The 17578-nt window shown below is 61.2% G+C and carries 17 protein-coding genes; 3 read left to right on the top strand and 14 right to left on the bottom strand.

The window, feature by feature from the left end:
- Nucleotides 1-346: 346 nt before the first annotated feature.
- Genes AB1I47_RS00390 through AB1I47_RS00360 form a run of 7 tightly spaced genes read right to left on the bottom strand, consistent with a single transcriptional unit; the run spans nucleotide 347 to nucleotide 8051 of the window.
- On the bottom strand, nucleotides 347-1345 hold the full coding sequence (locus tag AB1I47_RS00390; RefSeq protein ID WP_354681816.1) for a tripartite tricarboxylate transporter substrate binding protein: 999 nt from the start codon (nucleotides 1343-1345) through the stop codon (nucleotides 347-349).
- A gap of 59 nt (nucleotides 1346-1404) precedes the next feature.
- Nucleotides 1405-2553: a mandelate racemase/muconate lactonizing enzyme family protein gene (locus AB1I47_RS00385; protein ID WP_354681815.1), complete on the bottom strand. Its 1149-nt coding sequence runs from the start codon at nucleotides 2551-2553 to the stop codon at nucleotides 1405-1407.
- Nucleotides 2550-3563, bottom strand: a complete 1014-nt coding sequence (locus AB1I47_RS00380; RefSeq protein ID WP_354681814.1) for a hydroxyacid dehydrogenase — start codon at nucleotides 3561-3563, stop codon at nucleotides 2550-2552. Before AB1I47_RS00380 ends, AB1I47_RS00385 begins: the two co-directional genes overlap by 4 nt.
- A complete protein-coding gene (locus AB1I47_RS00375) occupies nucleotides 3560-4636 on the bottom strand; it encodes a tartrate dehydrogenase (protein WP_354681813.1) in 1077 nt (358 codons plus the stop codon). The genes AB1I47_RS00380 and AB1I47_RS00375 overlap by 4 nt, the downstream gene beginning before the upstream one ends.
- 21 nt (nucleotides 4637-4657) lie before the next feature.
- Nucleotides 4658-5596 (bottom strand): NAD(P)-dependent oxidoreductase, encoded by a 939-nt coding sequence (locus AB1I47_RS00370; protein ID WP_354681963.1) that lies wholly within the window; start codon nucleotides 5594-5596, stop codon nucleotides 4658-4660.
- The gene (locus tag AB1I47_RS00365; RefSeq protein WP_354681812.1) at nucleotides 5569-7029 is read right to left on the bottom strand and encodes an NAD-dependent succinate-semialdehyde dehydrogenase; all 1461 of its coding nucleotides are present in this window, start codon (nucleotides 7027-7029) and stop codon (nucleotides 5569-5571) included. The genes AB1I47_RS00370 and AB1I47_RS00365 overlap by 28 nt, the downstream gene beginning before the upstream one ends.
- A gap of 38 nt (nucleotides 7030-7067) precedes the next feature.
- Complete coding sequence (locus AB1I47_RS00360; protein WP_354681811.1) at nucleotides 7068-8051, bottom strand: 2-hydroxyacid dehydrogenase; 984 nt, start codon at nucleotides 8049-8051, stop codon at nucleotides 7068-7070.
- A 163-nt stretch (nucleotides 8052-8214) separates the two neighbouring features.
- On the opposite strand from AB1I47_RS00360, the gene AB1I47_RS00355 reads away from it, so the two are divergent.
- Nucleotides 8215-9081: a FadR/GntR family transcriptional regulator gene (locus tag AB1I47_RS00355; RefSeq protein WP_354681810.1), complete on the top strand. Its 867-nt coding sequence runs from the start codon at nucleotides 8215-8217 to the stop codon at nucleotides 9079-9081.
- A gap of 762 nt (nucleotides 9082-9843) precedes the next feature.
- Here the strand turns inward: AB1I47_RS00355 and AB1I47_RS00350 are convergent.
- The 5 genes from AB1I47_RS00350 to AB1I47_RS00330 all read right to left on the bottom strand — a co-directional run bounded on the left by AB1I47_RS00350 (nucleotide 9844) and on the right by AB1I47_RS00330 (nucleotide 15665).
- Complete coding sequence (locus tag AB1I47_RS00350) at nucleotides 9844-10899, bottom strand: LacI family DNA-binding transcriptional regulator (RefSeq protein WP_354681809.1); 1056 nt, start codon at nucleotides 10897-10899, stop codon at nucleotides 9844-9846.
- Nucleotides 10900-11073: 174 nt separating this feature from the next.
- Nucleotides 11074-12057, bottom strand: a complete 984-nt coding sequence (locus AB1I47_RS00345; protein ID WP_354681808.1) for a Bug family tripartite tricarboxylate transporter substrate binding protein — start codon at nucleotides 12055-12057, stop codon at nucleotides 11074-11076.
- Between the two features lie 63 nt (nucleotides 12058-12120).
- Nucleotides 12121-13344, bottom strand: coding sequence for a CaiB/BaiF CoA transferase family protein (locus AB1I47_RS00340; protein ID WP_354681807.1), 1224 nt, complete (start codon nucleotides 13342-13344; stop codon nucleotides 12121-12123).
- A 28-nt stretch (nucleotides 13345-13372) separates the two neighbouring features.
- Complete coding sequence (locus tag AB1I47_RS00335) at nucleotides 13373-14974, bottom strand: FAD-binding oxidoreductase (protein WP_354681806.1); 1602 nt, start codon at nucleotides 14972-14974, stop codon at nucleotides 13373-13375.
- 277 nt (nucleotides 14975-15251) lie between these two features.
- On the bottom strand, nucleotides 15252-15665 hold the full coding sequence (locus AB1I47_RS00330) for an ATP-dependent DNA ligase (protein ID WP_475572019.1): 414 nt from the start codon (nucleotides 15663-15665) through the stop codon (nucleotides 15252-15254).
- A gap of 611 nt (nucleotides 15666-16276) precedes the next feature.
- On the opposite strand from AB1I47_RS00330, the gene AB1I47_RS00325 reads away from it, so the two are divergent.
- Both AB1I47_RS00325 and AB1I47_RS00320 read left to right on the top strand, forming a co-directional pair.
- Nucleotides 16277-16549, top strand: a complete 273-nt coding sequence (locus AB1I47_RS00325; RefSeq protein ID WP_354681805.1) for a type II toxin-antitoxin system Phd/YefM family antitoxin — start codon at nucleotides 16277-16279, stop codon at nucleotides 16547-16549.
- The gene (locus AB1I47_RS00320) at nucleotides 16543-16968 is read left to right on the top strand and encodes a type II toxin-antitoxin system VapC family toxin (protein ID WP_354681804.1); all 426 of its coding nucleotides are present in this window, start codon (nucleotides 16543-16545) and stop codon (nucleotides 16966-16968) included. The genes AB1I47_RS00325 and AB1I47_RS00320 overlap by 7 nt, the downstream gene beginning before the upstream one ends.
- 171 nt (nucleotides 16969-17139) lie before the next feature.
- On the opposite strand, the gene AB1I47_RS33790 is transcribed toward AB1I47_RS00320, so the two are convergent.
- Together AB1I47_RS33790 and AB1I47_RS00310 are read right to left on the bottom strand one after the other, a co-directional pair.
- Nucleotides 17140-17304: a hypothetical protein gene (locus AB1I47_RS33790; protein ID WP_407935777.1), complete on the bottom strand. Its 165-nt coding sequence runs from the start codon at nucleotides 17302-17304 to the stop codon at nucleotides 17140-17142.
- Complete coding sequence (locus AB1I47_RS00310) at nucleotides 17304-17549, bottom strand: type II toxin-antitoxin system HigB family toxin (RefSeq protein WP_354681803.1); 246 nt, start codon at nucleotides 17547-17549, stop codon at nucleotides 17304-17306. Before AB1I47_RS00310 ends, AB1I47_RS33790 begins: the two co-directional genes overlap by 1 nt.
- Between the last annotated feature and the right edge of the window lie 29 nt (nucleotides 17550-17578).

Here is a 17578-nt window from a genome sequence, read left to right as displayed (position 1 = left end):
GGACGGAACCTCCGCGAACTATGCGGCAAGACGAAACGGCAAGCAAAAGGCCCTGCGAACATAATTTGCAGGGCCTTTTGCTTTGGTTCACGTTCGACTACTGGGTGGTCAAGGGATCTTTGGCGACTCTTCGGGTGAAGGCCTGCGCAGAGAGCGTCTTGGGCCGGCAGCTTGGGGGTAGGTAAAAATAGGCGACCGCGCGGCGTTGCAACTGCGCGCTGTCAACGCCCGGGATCGGTCGAGGAAAAACAAAAATCCCGCCGAAAATACGGCGGGATATTGAAGAGCATGTGCTTGCGGGTCAGAGCGTGTTCGCTGTCGTGCGGACACGCTCTAGACGCAGCAACTACTCCAGCCGAACGTTCGCATCGCGGACTACGCTTCCCCATTTCTGAATCTCCGCTTCCACGAGCGTGGCGAACTTGGTCGGGGAGCTACCCACAACCTCCACGCCTTGTTCTCGGAATCGCTTCACGATTTCAGGATCCGCCAATGCCTTCGCGATTTCCTGGTTGAGTTTCTGGACGACCTCCTTTGGCGTGCCAGCGGGTGCCTGAATGCCAAACCACACGTTGACCTCGTAGCCGGGCACCCCCGATTCAGCGATGGTCGGCACGTTTGGCAACAGCGTGGATCGCTGCTGACCAGTGACGGCAACAGGCTTGAGCTTGCCGGCCCGGATCTGGTTCATCACATTGGGCAAGTTGTCGAACAGCACGTCGATTTCACCGCCGAGTAGAGCAACAACTGCCGGTCCGCTGCCCTTATACGGGACGTGCGTCAGCTTTGTACCAGTCATCTTCTCGAAGAGTTCCATCGACAGATGATTGGAGGAGCCGGCTCCAGTGGACCCATAGTTCAGCTTGCCGGGATTCTTCTTGGCAAAATCGACTATTTCCTTGATGGTCGCAAATCCAAGGTCGTTGCGCGCCACCAGCACGTTTTGGGTGCTAGCCGCCCAGATGACCGGCGAAAAATCCTTCGTCGCGTTGTAGGGAAGTTTCGTGCCATATAACGCGGGGAGTGCGGCGAACGGCAGGGGGGTAATTAGCAACGTGTGGCCATCGGGGGCGGCTTTCGCAACCATTGAATTGCCGATCAATGTGTTGGCGCCTGGTCGATTGTCAACGACTACCGGCTGCTTCCAGAGTTTAGTCAGCTTCTCTCCGACGGTGCGGGCGAGGGTGTCGTTAAAGCCGCCGGGGGTATATGGCACGACGATTCGAATGGGCTTGTCCGGGTATGCATCGCTCGCAGCGCCAATGGCGCTACCGAAGGCAGTCGCGCCAGCGGCGCCCGCCAGCGAAGACAGAATCCTTTTGCACGCGGTTCTTCTGCTAGGCATGTTTGTCTCCTTCACCATCTTTTATATGTGGTGGATTGGTGTCTGCAGAGCGTAGTTGCTCAGAACTTGACGACGTAACCGGGACCGTCGATCAAGGGGTACTGCTTGAAGATCTCCTCTTCGACTTCGACGCCCAGGCCCGGTTCTTCCGGCGGAACCACGCAACCATCGCTGCCGATTTCGAAGGTCTTGCCGAACATGTCCCGGAACGGATTGAAATGGGAAACGCAGGCTTCGAAGTAGCCGGCGTTCTCGGTTGCAGCGAGGAAATGCAGCGTCGCGGCATGATTGAGGCCCGTAGCGGAACTGTGGGCGTTGATGGGGATGCGGAACGCCGAGGCCATAGCAGCGATGCGCATGCCTTCCGTAATGCCGCCCGTCTTGGACAGGTCGGGTTGCCAGACCTGGACTGCCCCGGCTTCCAGCAGTTGCGCAAATTCGAATCGCATGAAGTGATTCTCGCCTGCTGCGATCGGTACGACAGGAGAAATCCGGGCTGCCTCACGATACGAGGCGAAATCGTTGCAGGCGAACGGCTCTTCGAGCCACCCCGCTTGAATTTCCGCCAGCACAGGCATAACGCGGCGCACGTCGGCGATCGTGTAGGCCGTATTGGCATCGGTCAGGATGTCGATGTCATCGCCGACCACGCGGCGCACATGCCGTACGCGTTCGATATCCGCCTTGACCGAGTCGCCAATCCGCAGCTTGACGGCCTTGTAGCCCTGCTCGATATAGGACTGGGACTCTTCGGCCAGGGACGCCGCCGGCTGGTATCCGAGCGCGATGCCGCCGGCATAGGCGGGAATTCGACGACGCGAGCCGCCAAGCAGCTTGTAGAGCGGCATGTTCGCCGCCTTGCCGCGAATGTCCCAGAGTGCCATGTCGATGCCCGAATGCGCTAGCGCGGCGCCGGCGCCAAGACCGTGGCTGGAGAACTGCATGCGGTGCACGCGCTGCCAGGTGCCGACGACGTCCGTGGCGTCCATGCCAACCAGCAGCGGCGACAGCGTGTTGTGGATAAGGCTGGTGATGGCGCCAGGACTGCGCCCGGGATGCGACTCGCCGTAGCCGACGATGCCCTCGGACGTTTCAACGCGGATGATGATCGCGTCACGCTTGAGCGTACTGCCCACGCCCATGGTGACCGTTTTGCCTTCCGGCAGACGATAGGACAAGGGGATTGCGGTAATGCGGGTGATCTTCATTTGGTTGTCTCCTGGTTGACGGCGTTGAATTCGGGGTTGACGATGTTGTGTGCTCGTTCGCCCCGCAGCAGGGCGAGCATCGTCTCGACGGCGGCCAGGCCCATGGCCCTGGAGGCGTCTTGGGTCAGACCTGCGATATGCGGTGTCAAAAAGACGTTCTGCAGAGCTCGAAGCGGGCTGTCGTCTGGGAGCGGATGCTGTTCAAATACATCGAGTACGGCACCGCCTATGGTGCCGCTGCTCAGAACATCGATCAGATCCGCCTGCTGGATGATCGGCCCCCGTGCCACGTTGACGAGTACAGTTGTCGGACGCGCATGACCCAAAAGCGTCTTGTTCACCATGCCTCTTGTTGCAGGGAGAAGAGGGCACGCGATTACGATGTAATCGCTGCGCGCGAACAACTCGGTGAGTTCCGCCGGGTCGACGTGTAGCGGGAGCTTCGATGGTGTCGACGTGTGCGCAAGCAGCTTCATACCGAAGCCCGCGCCTGCGATCTCCGCGACGCGGCGGCCGATGGAACCGAAGCCAATTATCCCCAGTGTGGAGCCGCGAAGCTCCCTGGATTGCTCTCCCGCGATCATGCGGCGATTCCAATCCCCGTTACGCACTGCATCGTCGAAATTTGCCAGCTTTCTGGTCATTGCGAGCATGGCAGAGACCGCATATTCAGCAACGGCGTTCGAGTTCGTGTCCGGCGTATTGGCGACTGGAATGCCGTGAGCCGTTGCGCGGTCTACCGGAATAAAGTCCACGCCAACGCCATGGCGAACGACGGCACGAAGACGATGCTCGCGCTCGAACAGGTCGCCAGGGAGTTGTCGCCGGACGATCAGACCGTCAACCTGCGCAATGCGATCTCGAAGGGCTTGATCACTTGCCTCGCCGATCAGTCCTGGAGGCAGTAACTCGACGTCAGCGTCAGCCGCCAGTCGAGCGTGCGCCTCTGGGGCGATGGGATCAGTCAGAAGTACAAGCGGGCGACTGGCTACCCTGGAGGCTTGTGTCATGCGAGCACCGCCCTCGCGATCTCGGCGCCCATTTCCTGTGTACTGGCCCTTCCACCCAGGTCTGGCGTATGTACGCGATCCGGATGCGTAAGGACAGCTTCGATGGCCTTCATGATCGCGGCTGCTGCCTCAGCCTGTCCGAGGTGTTCCAGCATCATTGCGCCCGACCAGATCTGACCGATAGGATTCGCAATGCCTTGTCCGGCAATGTCCGGGGCAGAGCCATGCACCGGTTCAAACATCGATGGGAATTTCCCCTCAGGGTTGATGTTTGCGCTCGGCGCCACTGCAATCGTCCCCGTGATACCCGGGCCGAGATCGGAGAGGATGTCGCCGAACAGGTTCGATCCAACCACCACGTCGAAGCGCTCTGGGGACATCGCGAACCGCGCTGCCAGGATATCGATGTGGTACTGGTCGGTGCGGATGTCGGGGTAGTCCGCACCCACTGCGGAAAATCGCTCGTCCCAGAAGGGCATGGAGTGGAAGATGCCGTTGGACTTTGTTGCCGATGTAACGTGATTCCGCCCGAGCTTCCTCGCAAGATCAAACGCATAGCGCATGATTCGATCGGTCCCTCGACGAGTGAAGATGGCCTCCTGCGTGACGAATTCATGTTCCGTGCCGGCGAACATGCGTCCACCAACTTGAGAGTATTCGCCTTCGGTGTTCTCGCGCACGATCCAGAAGTCGATGTCGCCCGGCTCCTTGTTGGCGAGCGGGCAGGGAACACCGGGCAGAAGCCTGACCGGTCGCAGATTCACGTACTGGTCGAATTCACGACGGATCGGGATGAGCAGATTCCACAGCGATACGTGGTCCGGCACTCCGGGGAACCCGACTGCTCCGAGAAAGATGGCGTCAGAGTCGCGTAGTCGCTCGATGCCGTCGGGCGGCATCATGCTTCCTTGAGCGTGGTAGCGGGCGCAGCTCCAGTCATAGGTCGTGAAGGCGAGCTTGAAGCCGAACTTTGCGCTGGCGGCCTCCAAAACCCGAATGCCCTCGGGGACCACTTCGTTGCCAATGCCATCGCCAGGAATGACGGCGATCTTGTACTGCTGGTTTGTGATCATGGTGGCGGTTCCCGTGGACTGTCAGCGAACGGATGCCGGTTCGGCCAGCAGCGCGACAAGCTCCGGCACGGTGCCGTTGGACCGTTGGCCATAGGCGCCGGCATAGGTATCGCGGATCGCTGACGCGGTCGCGTGACTGGCGCCCACTTCACTCGCCATCGTGTCGTAGTAGGTCATGTCCTTCAGCGCGTTGGAGATGGTGAAGCGGAACCCGGAGCTGTCGCCCCGCTCGATGAAGGGACGCAGGCGTTCCAGGATGACACCGGCACCGCCGCCCTTGGCCAGCACGTCTACAAGGACCTCTGGGCTGACATCAGCGCGTGCCGCACAGGCGGCTGCCTCTGCCAGGACCGCGGAGAAACCCAGAGACACGAAGTTGTGCAGCAGCTTGAGTCGGTGTCCGGAGCCGACCGGCCCGGCGAACGTGATGTTCTCGGCGAAGCTCTGCAGCAGTGGCAGGCATTCTCGGTAGAGCGACTCGTCGCCGCCGACGATCAGGTTCAGTCGCCCCTCGGCGGCTTCTTTGGGCGTGCGCGTCATTGGCGCGTCGATGAACCTGCCACCGGCCTGCTGCACGGCGGCAGCGATGCGCTCGGTCGAGGAGGGGATCGCGGTCGAACAATCGATGACTATAGTACCGGGCCGCAAGGCGCTGAGGAGGCCTTGGGCGCTGAAAAGCACATCCTCGACCTCGGGCGTGCCGGTGACGCAGAGAATGACGATGTCCGCTTGGCCGGCGAGTTGCGAGATAGCCGGTACCGTTTTTGCTCCCGCCTTCAGCAGCGCGTCGACTGGCTGGTTACCGGGATGTTCGAGGACCACCAAGGGATAGCCATGCTTTGCAACATTCGTCGCGATGCCATGGCCCATCATGCCAATGCCAATCATGCCCACAGTTTTCATATTTCTGTCTCCTGTTGTTGGCTTGTGGCTTAGCGCAGTGCCAGGCCGCCAGCGCAGATGTACTTGACCTCGATGTAGTCTTCGATGCCGTATTTGGATCCCTCCCGGCCAACACCCGATTCCTTCACGCCGCCGAACGGTGCCACCTCGGTGGAGATCAGGCCCTCGTTCAGGCCCACGATGCCGCATTCGAGCGCTTCTGCCACGCGCCAGGAGCGGGCGTAGTTGGTGGTGTAGAAATAGGCAGCCAGTCCGAAGGGCGTGTCATTTGCCATTGCGATGGCTTCTTCCTCGGTCTTGAAGCGGATGAGGGGAGCCACCGGACCGAAAGTCTCCTCGTTCATAAGCTTCGCCTTCGGAGAAACGTCCGTGAGGATCGTCGGCTTGAAGAAGCGGCCGCCGAGGGGGTGGCCCTTGCCGCCCGTGAACACTTGAGCACCCAGAGAGACCGCGTCCTCGATATGTTGACGAACCTTTTCGATCGCCGCGTCGTCGATCAGCGGTCCGAGATCTACACCGGGCGCCATGCCATCGCCAACGACTTGAGCTTCCACTGCGATCCTGAGCTTCTCGGCGAACGCGTCGTAGACGCCGTCCTGGACGAAGATCCGGTTCGCGCAGACGCAGGTCTGCCCGGCATTACGAAACTTCGAGGCCATGACGCCAGCGACGGCGGCGTCGAGGTCCGCGTCGTCGAAGATGAGGAATGGTGCGTTGCCGCCCAGTTCCATAGAAACTTTCTTCACCGTACCGGCGCATTGCTCAAGGAGAGTCTTGCCAACATCGGTGGAACCCGTGAAAGACAGCTTGCGCACGACGGGGCTCGATGTGAGCTCACCGCCCACAACGGAGGCGGAACCGGTGACCACATTCAGTACCCCATCAGGGATGCCTGCTTCCTTGGCCAGGGCGGCGAGCGCCAGCGCAGAGAAGGGCGTGGCAGAGGCTGGCTTGATCACGATCGTGCAGCCTGCAGCCAAAGCGGCGCCAGCCTTGCGCGTGATCATCGCATTGGGGAAATTCCATGGGGTGATGGCGGCGACGACGCCGACGGGCTGCTTGATGACGATGATGCGTCGGTCCGATGACGGCGCAGGAATCACGTCGCCATAGATTCGACGAGCTTCCTCCGAGAACCATTCAATAAAGCCAGACCCGTAGGCAATCTCGCCACGGGATTCTTTAAGCGGTTTGCCTTGCTCAAGCGTCAGGATCGTTGCCAGGTCCTCGTGGTTGGCCATGCAGAGATCGAACCATCGACGCAGCAGACGGCTGCGTTCGCGCGAGCTGGTTGCGCGCCATGCCGGAAGAGCGCGGTCCGCGGCGGCGATGGCTGTCTGGACGTCGATGGCCGTCATGCGAGGCACAGTACCGAGCGGTTGCCCTGTTGCAGGATTTGTGACGGGCACCACTTCGCCGTCAGCCGCGTCTACCCATTGGCCATTCACGTGGCACTGTTGGCGGAAGAGAAAAGCATTCTGGATCTGCATGAAAAGGAACTCCGGTCGCTTTGACTTGAAAGGGAGAATCAGGAAAGCAGGTTGGCAGGTCGCTCGCCGTGGCGTAGTGCCGCGATCCCGTCGATCAGAAGCCATCCCATGGCGTTGCGCGTTTCCTCTGTCGCGCTGCCGATATGCGGACTGAGAAAGACATTGTCGAGCGCGCGGTAACGCGGATCGACGTTCGGCTCGTTGGCGAAGACATCGAGCCCAGCAGCAAAGACATGGCCGTTGTTCAGCGCTTCGATCAGCGCATCGTCGTCGACGATGTCGCCCCGGGAAATATTGGCGACGACAGCGCCAGGTGGCAGCGCGCGGATGTGCGTTTGATCGAGCGCCCCTTTGAGTTGTGGTGAACCCGGTGCCGCGACCAGCAGCATCTCGCTGTGTCGGCACAGGCTATCGAGGGTGGCGTGGTAGATGGCGCCCTCGGCGTCGTCTGGCCCGAGTTGGGATCGGTTGTGGTAGTGGATTTGCATGCCGAACGCGCGGGCACGCGTCGCGATGGCTCGGCCGATGCGCCCCATGCCGAATATGCCGAGCCGCTTGCCGACCAGCCCCTTGCCCAGCAGTTGAGTGGGTGCCCAACCGGGCCATTGGCCGCTGCGGACCATGCGATCCGCTTCATAACCCCGCCGCGCGGCATTGAGGAGGAGCATCAGCGCGACTTCGGCGCATGCATCGCTTAGGACGTCAGGCGTATGCATAACCTCGATGCCGAGTTCCCGAGCCGTGGCCAGGTCGATGTGGTCGTAACCCACCGAAAGCGTGGCCACCGTTTTGAGGGTTGGCGCCAGAGCGCGCAACACATTGCCGTCGATGCGTTCCGTCGCGGTCACGAGCAGAACGCTCGCGCCTTTCGCGCGCTCGATGATCGTGGCGGAATCCGTCAGTTCATCGCTTTCGTTCAGCTTTACGACGAAGCGCTCTTTCAGTGCGGCTTCGATCTCCGCAGGCATGCGTCTGCATACGTAAGCATTTTCAAGCGACTGATTGTGATCCTGGGCCGTCATTGATGCAGTCTCCTCGTTGGTTCGCGACAGCGTCGCACGAAGTCGTTGTGTTCTTATGATTTGTATTACAAATTCATATGATTAGTTTGTCAAGCTAATTTGTTCGTGGTGCTATGATGTACTGACGATGCCGCGGCTCCGACGCGCAGCCCAAGCCAACGACATGTGGAGCATTACCTTGCAGAGCACGACAGAAAATCTGGGAGCAACAGAGCAGCAGCCGGTGGGGAAAAGCGGTTTTGAGCCTACATTGGCCGATCGCGTCACCGAACACCTCGCTGGGCAGATCCGTCGCGGCATGTACCCTGTAAATGCTCGCCTGCCGACGGAAAAATTCATGACCGAGCAATACGGCGTGAGCCGCACCGTGATTCGTGAAGCCATTTCCCGCCTCAAGTCCGAGGGGCTGGTGGAAAGCCGGCAGGGGAGCGGTACGGTTGTGCTCAACCCTGCGACCGCAGAGGTATTCCGCCTTGGACGTGGCGGTTCTGACCCAGCCTTGGGTGTCGTGCGAATCCTGGAACTGCGCCGTGGGATTGAAGCGGAAATGGCCGCACTTGCTGCGGAGCGCCGTAGCGAAAGCCAAATGGACGACATCCGGAACGCCTTGCGCGAGATCGACTCTGCAGTGCGCGCGGGCGGCGACGGCGTCGAAGAAGACCTGGCGTTCCATCTTGCGGTGTCCCGTGCCACGGGCAATCCCCATTACACCGAGCTACTCGGCATGCTGACGCGGGCTTTGAGAGATGCAATTCGTCTCACGCGCGGCAATGAAGCAAGGCGAAGTGATCTTGCTTCGCATGTCCGCAACGAGCATGCGGAGATCTGTGCCGCGATCGAAACCCAGGATCCGCAACGTGCCCGCCAAGCGGCCTTCCTCCACATGCGCAATACGGAGGAGCGGATTCTCACTGCTGAACGGGACTTCTGGACCGGCGATTGCCGAACTGCCGCGCAGAGACTTGCGGGCGCCGACCTTTCGACAGTGATACGGCGTGCTGCGGAAGGTGGCAGAACCGAAGCCGAATAGAAGCGGCTTTCGCTTCACGAACCAGATCGCGCCACTGGGGAGAGTCGGCAGGCACAGTACTTTTTTGGCTGATCGCCTGTAGTTTCCCCTGCATACCATGACCGGACCCTCGCTAGTTTGGTGCGCCGCACAATAATTGACCTTCCCATTCGGTCTTTGCGGACCGTAAAAATGAATACGTAGCCATTTATGTATTACATTGATGGTTATTGTCAATACATTGGATCAATCAATTTGTGTTGTACTGCTCATGCGTGAGGTTGTCGCGGGATGAGAGCGCGACATCCAGCGCTTGACATTGCCGGCCGTGAAACGGCGCGTCACGCCATGCTCTGGCGCACCGAACGTTGTGTCGGGGTCTGTATTAGCGGATCGAGGCTGCTGGCCGGCAGCGCTCCGGGGACAGTCGGTCGCGTCTTTCCGGCTTGGAATGCATCGCTGCTATCCCGGCCCAGCTGTTAGTGGATTATGGGCCGAAGGGCCCTTGTTGGATTCCCTCGGATTTGGCCCGCCGCCACGTGGTACTCTGGAAAGCGCAGGGACTGGGCCTCCGAGGAGCGTTGCAGAATTCCGTATGCGCCGCCGCCAACTAGAGTCTTTAGCATCGAAACGGCCGCGACTGCCTTGGCGGGAGAAATGGCATGCCTGGCCACACCACTCCGCCTGTTGCACGGCGCTATGCCGACGATGCCGGCGAATCGACTTCGGGCCGCTAGCCGTAACCATTGCCGAGCCCAACTTCACGCCGCCCGCGCCCCTGTTTCATGGTTTTGCCAATGGCGGAAGCGAGACGCCGGGGCTCCTTGGTAATGCCTGCAGGCGGGCCGCACTTTCCCGAACGATCAGCTCCGGCTCGAACTCGTTCTGCAGGTCTTCCCGCCGTGCCGTGCCTTCTATCTGCGCAATGATGTTCCTCGCTGTCAGTTCGCCGATACGCACGGGATTCGACCGCATGGTTGTCAGGGTAGGGGTGATAAGTTCCGCGACCTGCCAGTCCCCGAAACCGGTCACGGAGATATCGGCCGGAATGGACCGGCCCAGAGCGCGGCACTCGGCGATGGCGGCGACCGCGATGAAGTCGTTTATGCAGATCAGTGCGGTAGGCCGATGTGGACTGGTCAGACAGGCGCGCGCCGCGGCGCGGGCCGGCTCGACCTCATAGGGAGTGGGCAGGACCAGCTCCTCGCGCAATGCGATGCCGTGTTCGCTGAGCACGTCCTTGACGCCTTCCAGCCGCTGGACCGACAGATGCTGAGTGTTCAGCGGCCCCGGGAGGACGGCGAATTCGCGGTGCCCAAGGCCTACCAGATAGGCGGTCAGCCGCCGCATCGCGAGCCGGTTGTCGTAGCCGACCGTCGGATGGCTGCCTTCGCGATCCGTTGCCCACATCAGCACATAGGGGACATTGTGCTTATGGATAAGAGAGAAGACGTCGGGGTGGTGCTGCGAGCCGATGATGGCCATGCCGTCCACGCGCCGCTCCAGCAGTTCCCGCGCACAGCGCAATTCGATTTCGCTGTTGTCGCGATGACAAGTCAGAACAACGGTATAGCCTAGCGCTTCGAGCTGCATCTCCAGGGTGTCCACCGCTCTTGCGTACAGTTCGTTCATCAGCGTCGGCGCAATGATGCCGATGGACATGGTCCGTCCCGAACGCAGGATCCGGGCAGCGGCAAAGGGCACATAGTCGAGGCTGGCAATCGCTTCCTGCACACGCTTGAGGGTCTCTGGCCGCAGCAGTTCCGGTGCCGACAACGCGCGCGATACGGTGGCGGAAGACACGCCGGCAAGGAGAGCGACCTGTTTCACGTTGACCATATTCGGCATGCCTCGAAAACGGGGGGAAGAGCAAGGTTGGAGTGAAGGATGAGCCTGTCCAGGGGTGGCTTGGCGGCCCAGCCTGACGACGCATTGTATCGCTGGGGGCGAGTCCGCTGGTCAGGAACGCCACGCAAGCGCCGGTCGCGGCAATGCGGCCGGCGCTTGCCGCGGCTAGTCGAGCCTCACCTTCGCAGAGTCCGCAACCTTTTTCCATTTGGCGAGTTCGGCGCGAAGGAAGGCGTCGAACGACTCCGGCGTGCCGCCGACGATCTCGGCGCCCTGAGCCAGCAGCTTCTCCCGGATGTCCTGATATTGCAACGCCTTGTTGAACTCAGCATTCATCTTGGTGATGATGACCGGCGGCGTGCCCGTCGGCACCATGAAGCCGCCCCAGGATACGGCCTCATAGCCGTTAATGCCCAGTGCTTCGTCTACCGTGGGAACATCCGGCAAGGACGGGAGGCGCTTCTTGCTGGTGACCGCAAGCGCGCGCAGCTTGCCGCTTTTGACCTGCGGCATGCCGGCCAGGGCCGTCGGCAGCGCGACATGGATCTGCCCGCCCAGCACGTCGGTCAAGGAGGGTACGTCGCCCTTGTAAGGGACATGCGCCATCTTGATGCCCGCCATGGTATTGAGCAGCTCGCCCGCGAGGTGGTTGCTCGCCCCGTTGCCTGCCGAGCCGAAGGTGATCTCGCCAGGCTTATCCTTGGCCATGGCGATCAGTTGCCTCAGATCTTTGATGGGCGAGTTCGCCGCCGTGACGATGATCAGCGGAACCGTGGTCACCAGGATCACGGGCGCGAAATCCTTGACCGGGTCATAAGGCAATTTCGAATAAACCGCAGGATTGATCGCGTTCGGACCAAGGTTGGCCATCAGCACCGTATATCCGTCCGCAGCCGATTTTGCCACGAGTTCGTTAGCGATGATGCCGTTGGCGCCCGGCCGGTTCTCGATGACGACCGATTCTCCCCAAGCCTGGCTAAGCTTTGCGCTCAGCAGCCTGGCGGTGACATCCGAAGCGCCGCCGGGCGGATAGGGCAAGACCACCCGGACCGGCTGGGCGGGCCAGTCCTTGGCCGCAGCGTGCTGCCACCCTGAGATCGCTGCCAGGCAAAGCAGGGCGGCGGACGCTTGTCGTAGATATCGATGCATGATGGGGTCTCCTGTCTCCTGATGCGATCCTGCTTCGGGATACGCGCTTGTGCTACCTGCGGTTCAAATCGTTCCCCTCTTGCGCAATACCGAAATCCGGTCCGCGGACAAGCCGAGGTCGCGTCTCAGGATGTCGTCCGTATGCTCGCCGAGCACTGGCGGGGCACGCCGATACTCGACGGTGGAGCGGGAAAACTTGATCGGGTTGGCGATCTGCGGCGCGATCGCTCCGCTTCCATGGGGAAGCGAGAACACCATGCCGCGCGACCGCACTTGCGGATCCGACAAGGCCTGCGGAATCGAGTGGATCGGTCCGCACGGCACGCCGGCGGCTTCCAGTACGACCAGCCAGGCTGCCGTGTCGCGGCCACGAAATCGGTCAGCCAGCAAGAACACCAGGCTGTCGCGGTGCTTCAGGCGCGCGGCGTTGGTCGCGTAGCGCTCGTCGCGTGCCAGTTCGCCCAGGTCCAGTGCGCCGCACAGGGCGCCGAACTGCCGGTCGTTGCCGACTGCAACGATCAGCGCGCCATCGCTGGTCGCGAACGATTGGTAGGGCGCGAGGTTCGGATGGGCGTTACCCCAACGTCGTGGCTCGGAACCCGCTACCAGGTAGTTGGAAGCCTGGTTCGCAAGCCACGCGACCTGCGTGTCGAGCAGGCTCATGTCGATGTACTGGCCGCGTGCGCTCTCGACCCGTTCGAACAAGGCGCTGACGATGGCCACCGACGCGTACATCCCTGTCATCAGGTCCGAGATAGGTACGCCGCATTTCTGCGGCCCTCCGCCGGGGAGGTCATCGCACTCGCCGGTGATGCTCATGAGCCCGCCCATGGCCTGCACAACGAAGTCGTAGCCGGCCCGGTGACTGTACGGCCCGGTCTGCCCGAAGCCGGTGATCGAACAGTAGACCAGGCGTGGATTGAGCTCCGCCAACGTGTCGTAGTCCAGACCATAGCGCCGCATGTCGCCGCATTTATAGTTCTCGACGAAGACATCGGCCGTTTTCGCCAGTTCGCGCAGCACGGCCTGTCCCTCCTCGCTGCTGACGTCCAAGGTGATCGAGCGCTTGCCACGATTGGCGCAAAGAAAATAGGCCGAGTCAGCCGTCGGGGTGCCGTCTTCCCGGGCAAGGAAGGGCGGCCCCCAGGCGCGCGTATCGTCCCCGCTGCCGGGCCGCTCCACCTTGATCACGTCGGCACCGAGGTCCGACAGTAACTGGGTGCTCCACGGTCCCGCAAGGATGCGGCTCAGGTCGAGCACCCGGATGCCTTCCAAAGGTCCTGCCATGGTTTTGTCTCCTGTGAATGGCAGAGCTTCAGCTCGGGTCGAACAGCACGCCGGGATTCAGGATCTGCTTCGGGTCGAACGCTTGCTTGGCCGCCTTCAGCGCGGTGCAGAAGAGCTCAGGCCGCTCCTTGTCATACCAGGGCCGATGGTCCCGTCCGAGCGCGTGGTGGTGCGTGACGGTGCCGCCGGCGTCCACCATGGCCTGTTCCGCCACCCGCTTGATTGCCATGTACTGCTCGGGAATGCGGGACTTGTCCCCATAGGCAAACCAGGTGAAGTAGGGCGCAGGGCCGTCCGGATACAGGTGGGTGAAGCGGCAGGTCACCGAGCCCGGGCGGCCCGTCACTTCGCGGATGATGCGATGAGTCTCGGCCTTGACGTGCTGGTGAAGCGCGGCGAAGCGGTCCCACGTGACGGCAGTTTCCATGGTTTCGCGCATGACGCCGCGCGCAATGGCGTACTCACGCAGATAGGGTCCGCGCAGAAACTTGTTGCGCCAGCTTGCCGTAGCCGAATCGGCGCCTTCCTCCTTGGCTGCCGCAGCGGTATCCCACTCGCCGGCGCATTCAGCGCAGATCTCCAGCGCGCGTGCCATCCACGCATCGACCGGGTGATCCGCCGACTCGAAGCCCAGCACGAGGATGTCGTAGGTGCCGTCGCTGGAGCCGGTGTAGGCTGCCTCCTCGCGCTCGACCAACCGCGCGTTCGCGGGGTTCAGGCCAGACTGGGACAGCAGCCGTGTCGCCTCCACGGCCTTCGCATAATCGCGGAAGCGCACCGTGGTCTGCTTGCGGAAGACCGGGCGGCGGTGCAGCTTGACCCAGGCCTCGGTAATGATGCCAAGCGCGCCCTCCGAGCCCAGGAACAGCCGGTCGGGATTGGGGCCCGCGCCCGATACCGGAAAGCGGCGCGACTCGATATTGCCCGCGGGAGTCACGACCTTGAGGCTTTCGATGTGGTCGTCGATCTGCGTGTAGGCGGTGGCGAAATGCCCGGCGGCGCGGGTCGCGATCCAGCCCCCCAGCGACGAGAACTCCCATGCCTGAAGGAAAAAGCGCATGGTCAGCCCGGTCGGCTTGAGTTGACGTTCCAGGCTCGGCCCGAGCACGCCGGCCTGGATGCGTGCGGCTTGCGAGGTCTGGTCGACTTCCAGCACCTTGTCGAAATGTTTTAGGTCGAGTGTGAGGACGCCTCGGTAGCGGTCGTGCTCCGGGGGGGTCACCCCGCCGACCACGCTGGAGCCGCCGCCGTAGGGTACGACGGCGAGCTGTTGGCGGCCGCACCAGTCGAAGAGATCGACGATGTCCTGCTCGGTCTTGGGATACGCGACGACGTCTGGCGGGTTCGGGAACTCCTTCCGAATGGCCCGCGCCACGTCCACCGTACCGGCGCCGTAGGTGTGATAAAGGCGGTCGTAGTGGTCTGTCGTGCAGATCTCGCGCAGCGTTGCAGGCGGCTGGACGCGCGGGGCGCGGAGCTCGATTTCATCCGCAGTGGGGAAGGGCATGGCCTCGAAATGCTCGACGCCTAGCAGGCGGCTCCACGCGGCCTCGAACTCGGAGATTTCCTCCGGCGTGACGGTGTCCCCTTCGTAGCCCCAGCCATAAAACTTCCGACGGCGTTCCTGCATGTCGATATCTCCTTCGTGGTTTTCGTCGCATGTAATCGATTACATTTAAGTTCAAAAAATATTGCACAGTCGCAGAGCGGTGGCCAAACTGGCAAATGCAATCGATTACATTAGTCTAGGCGAAGGGAGAACGATGTCAAGGGGGAAAAGGGAATTCAGCAGAAGCGGGACGACGATGGGAGACATTGGGTAGAAGCGGGGCAAGGGATTGAAGGCTAGGCCCGGCGAGCACGTCGATCACAAACCAGCGGGCGCGCTGCTGTCGCATCCGGAGTCGTCATGCGAACACGACGCCGCCGGCGTAGCGCAACTCGCCGTCGGCGTAGACGCCCAGATAGAGTCTGCCGATCTCGGTGCGGGAACCTTCACGGTCGGAGAAGCCGCCGATGACAAACTCCTGGCGCAGCTTGCACTTCGCCTTCAGCCAGCTCTGGGTGCGCGCCGATTCATAGGGGGACTCTGCCCACTTGAACATCAGGCCTTCCAGACCAAGCTGGCAGGCGGCCTGGAACATCTGCGCGGGCGGCGCGTCGAAGGCCTCGCTGAAGCGCACTCGCTCCGTGTGGTCCGCGACCAGCGTGGCCAGCTTTGCCCGGCGCTGCACCAGCGGTACGTTGCGCAGGTCGCGGCCTTCCCAGTAGGGCAGGTCGAACGCGAAGTAGACGATGGCCTCATTGCGCTGGCCGTCCATGGCGTTCTGCCGCGGCGCCATCGCAGCACGATCTTCCCGCAGACGTACAACGCGCTATTAAGTCAGCGTGCGGATGTACTGGTAAGCCACGAAGCTCCGGCTTGCCACCCGCACGGGTTCGATGCGATTGACACGCTCATCGAAGCAATGGGAGTGCAACGAGCTTTCCACGGTCATCACCACGAATCCACAGCTTATCCGGGTAATCGTTCGTGCCGCTTCTTCGGTCTCGGCGCGTGCGCCGTGGCCACTATCGAGGAAAACTTCTTGAATAGCGTCCCGACTTGCCGAGACCGCAACGAAACAGGTTAACTGTGTCGGGCGCCTGCGTCGCTGGGGAAACAACTGGCGCGTTCCCGATTGCGCACGAAGGACAGATCCACCGCGGGTCAGCGTTCGGGCTGTCGTTCTTTGACACTCTCGTTTTGGGAGGATTGCACTCCCATTTTGTTATCGCATCGCCCCAGATTGGCTTACCGAAAGGCTTGGATGAGTCGCAGGGCGAAAATAAGATTACGCCGCCAGCCCGCATAATCGGCCGTTGATTCGGGACTTCTGCTCGCGCTGCATGTACAATTGAAATGTACATTTCTGGCAAGGAGCGCCATCCCATGCAAACGATCCCATTCTCTGAGGCAAGAGCGCACCTCGCTGATGCGCTCCGGGGCGTGGAAGTGTCGCAAGAGCCACTAATGATCTCCAGACGCGGACAGGCGGCCGGGGTCTTGATGTCTTGGTCGCAATATCGGCAGCTTGTTGGCTCGTCATCTGGCTTTTCTGCGCGCTTAGCGGAGTGGCGCAAAAGCTATGCAGCAGAGGAAGATGAGGGCGATCCCTTTGAGCAATTACGTCAACCCGATGGAGGAAGGGAATTCTCATGGTGAGCGCCGTGAGTTGGTTGCTGGACACCAACATTATTTCAGAGGCTATGCGGCCGAGACCTGAGGTCGCGGTAATGGAGAATTTGGCCCGCTACGATGGTGAGCTAGCCATTCCGGCCCCAGTCTGGCATGAGCTCCGCTATGGTTGGTTGCGCATGCCAGAGGGCCAACGCAAGGACGCTGTTGGCCGTTTTGTGCAAGACGTCGTTGGCACGTTGCCCATATTGCCTTATGACGGTGCCGCGGCGCGGATCCACGCAGAGCTCCGCCAGTCGCGCGAGCGGGCTGGATTCACATTGCCATTCGTGGATGGGCAGATTGCATCGGTTGCGATCGCGCACGGGCTGACCCTGGTGACGCGTAATACCAAGGATTTTGCGGAATTGGCTGGTTTGCGGCTGACGAACTGGTTTGGCCTCTGAGGGCCGCGACGCGTCGGTTTTCATGATTTTGTTTTTCGCTCGCGCTCCTACGACAGCAGGCTTTCATAGGGGATGCGCAGGCCATCATGCAAGCGCTTGACCATGCTCAGGCTGAGCTTGCGCTTGCGGTTCAGAACCTCAGACACGCGACCACTGGAACCAATGAACGGCTTATGGCGGAATAGGGTAATGCTCTTCCTCGTAGCGTTCCACGAGGATCGACAAGACTTCCAGCTCATCGGCTTCGGGCGAGCCGACCGGCGCGCCCCATAGCTGGCCGATACGGTCCATTGCAGTGTCGTAGTCTTGTTCGGTACGAATGGGCTTGATATCCATCACACGCTCTCCGCGTCAACTTTGTCGTATTGGGCATGGGTGCCAACGAAACGGACCCACCCGATTTGGCGTTCATAGTCGATTGCCAGGATCACGCGATACTTGTTCCCGGCGATATTGAATACCACGCGACCACCCTTGAGGATGCTGGCTGTCCGTAGTTCTGCCTTCACATCCTGTGGTGTCGCATATGTCGCTTTCTCCATGTGGCGATACCACTCCCAACGATAGTTATCATTGAACATAACGATTGTTATGCGAAATGTTATTTATA

The organism is Cupriavidus necator (genome assembly GCF_040578825.1).
GTDB lineage: Bacteria > Pseudomonadota > Gammaproteobacteria > Burkholderiales > Burkholderiaceae > Cupriavidus > Cupriavidus necator_E.
Note: the sequence above shows the minus strand (reverse complement) of the source record. Positions and strands in the feature narration are given on the sequence as shown.

Excerpts from the sequence above, each read along its gene's own strand:
- AB1I47_RS00350 (WP_354681809.1), bottom strand. The coding sequence starts at position 10,899 with ATGGTCAACGTGAAACAGGTCGCTCTCCTTGCCGGCGTGTCTTCCGCC.
- AB1I47_RS00320 (WP_354681804.1), top strand. The coding sequence starts at position 16,543 with ATGGTGAGCGCCGTGAGTTGGTTGCTGGACACCAACATTATTTCAGAG.
- AB1I47_RS00340 (WP_354681807.1), bottom strand. The coding sequence starts at position 13,344 with ATGGCAGGACCTTTGGAAGGCATCCGGGTGCTCGACCTGAGCCGCATC.
- AB1I47_RS00390 (WP_354681816.1), bottom strand. The coding sequence starts at position 1,345 with ATGCCTAGCAGAAGAACCGCGTGCAAAAGGATTCTGTCTTCGCTGGCG.
- AB1I47_RS00355 (WP_354681810.1), top strand. The coding sequence starts at position 8,215 with ATGTGGAGCATTACCTTGCAGAGCACGACAGAAAATCTGGGAGCAACA.
- AB1I47_RS00330 (WP_475572019.1), bottom strand. The coding sequence starts at position 15,665 with ATGGACGGCCAGCGCAATGAGGCCATCGTCTACTTCGCGTTCGACCTG.
- AB1I47_RS00365 (WP_354681812.1), bottom strand. The coding sequence starts at position 7,029 with ATGCAGATCCAGAATGCTTTTCTCTTCCGCCAACAGTGCCACGTGAAT.
- AB1I47_RS00360 (WP_354681811.1), bottom strand. The coding sequence starts at position 8,051 with ATGACGGCCCAGGATCACAATCAGTCGCTTGAAAATGCTTACGTATGC.
- AB1I47_RS00345 (WP_354681808.1), bottom strand. The coding sequence starts at position 12,057 with ATGCATCGATATCTACGACAAGCGTCCGCCGCCCTGCTTTGCCTGGCA.
- AB1I47_RS00325 (WP_354681805.1), top strand. The coding sequence starts at position 16,277 with ATGCAAACGATCCCATTCTCTGAGGCAAGAGCGCACCTCGCTGATGCG.
- AB1I47_RS00375 (WP_354681813.1), bottom strand. The coding sequence starts at position 4,636 with ATGATCACAAACCAGCAGTACAAGATCGCCGTCATTCCTGGCGATGGC.
- AB1I47_RS00380 (WP_354681814.1), bottom strand. The coding sequence starts at position 3,563 with ATGACACAAGCCTCCAGGGTAGCCAGTCGCCCGCTTGTACTTCTGACT.
- AB1I47_RS00335 (WP_354681806.1), bottom strand. The coding sequence starts at position 14,974 with ATGCAGGAACGCCGTCGGAAGTTTTATGGCTGGGGCTACGAAGGGGAC.
- AB1I47_RS00385 (WP_354681815.1), bottom strand. The coding sequence starts at position 2,553 with ATGAAGATCACCCGCATTACCGCAATCCCCTTGTCCTATCGTCTGCCG.
- AB1I47_RS00310 (WP_354681803.1), bottom strand. The coding sequence starts at position 17,549 with ATGTTCAATGATAACTATCGTTGGGAGTGGTATCGCCACATGGAGAAA.
- AB1I47_RS33790 (WP_407935777.1), bottom strand. The coding sequence starts at position 17,304 with ATGGATATCAAGCCCATTCGTACCGAACAAGACTACGACACTGCAATG.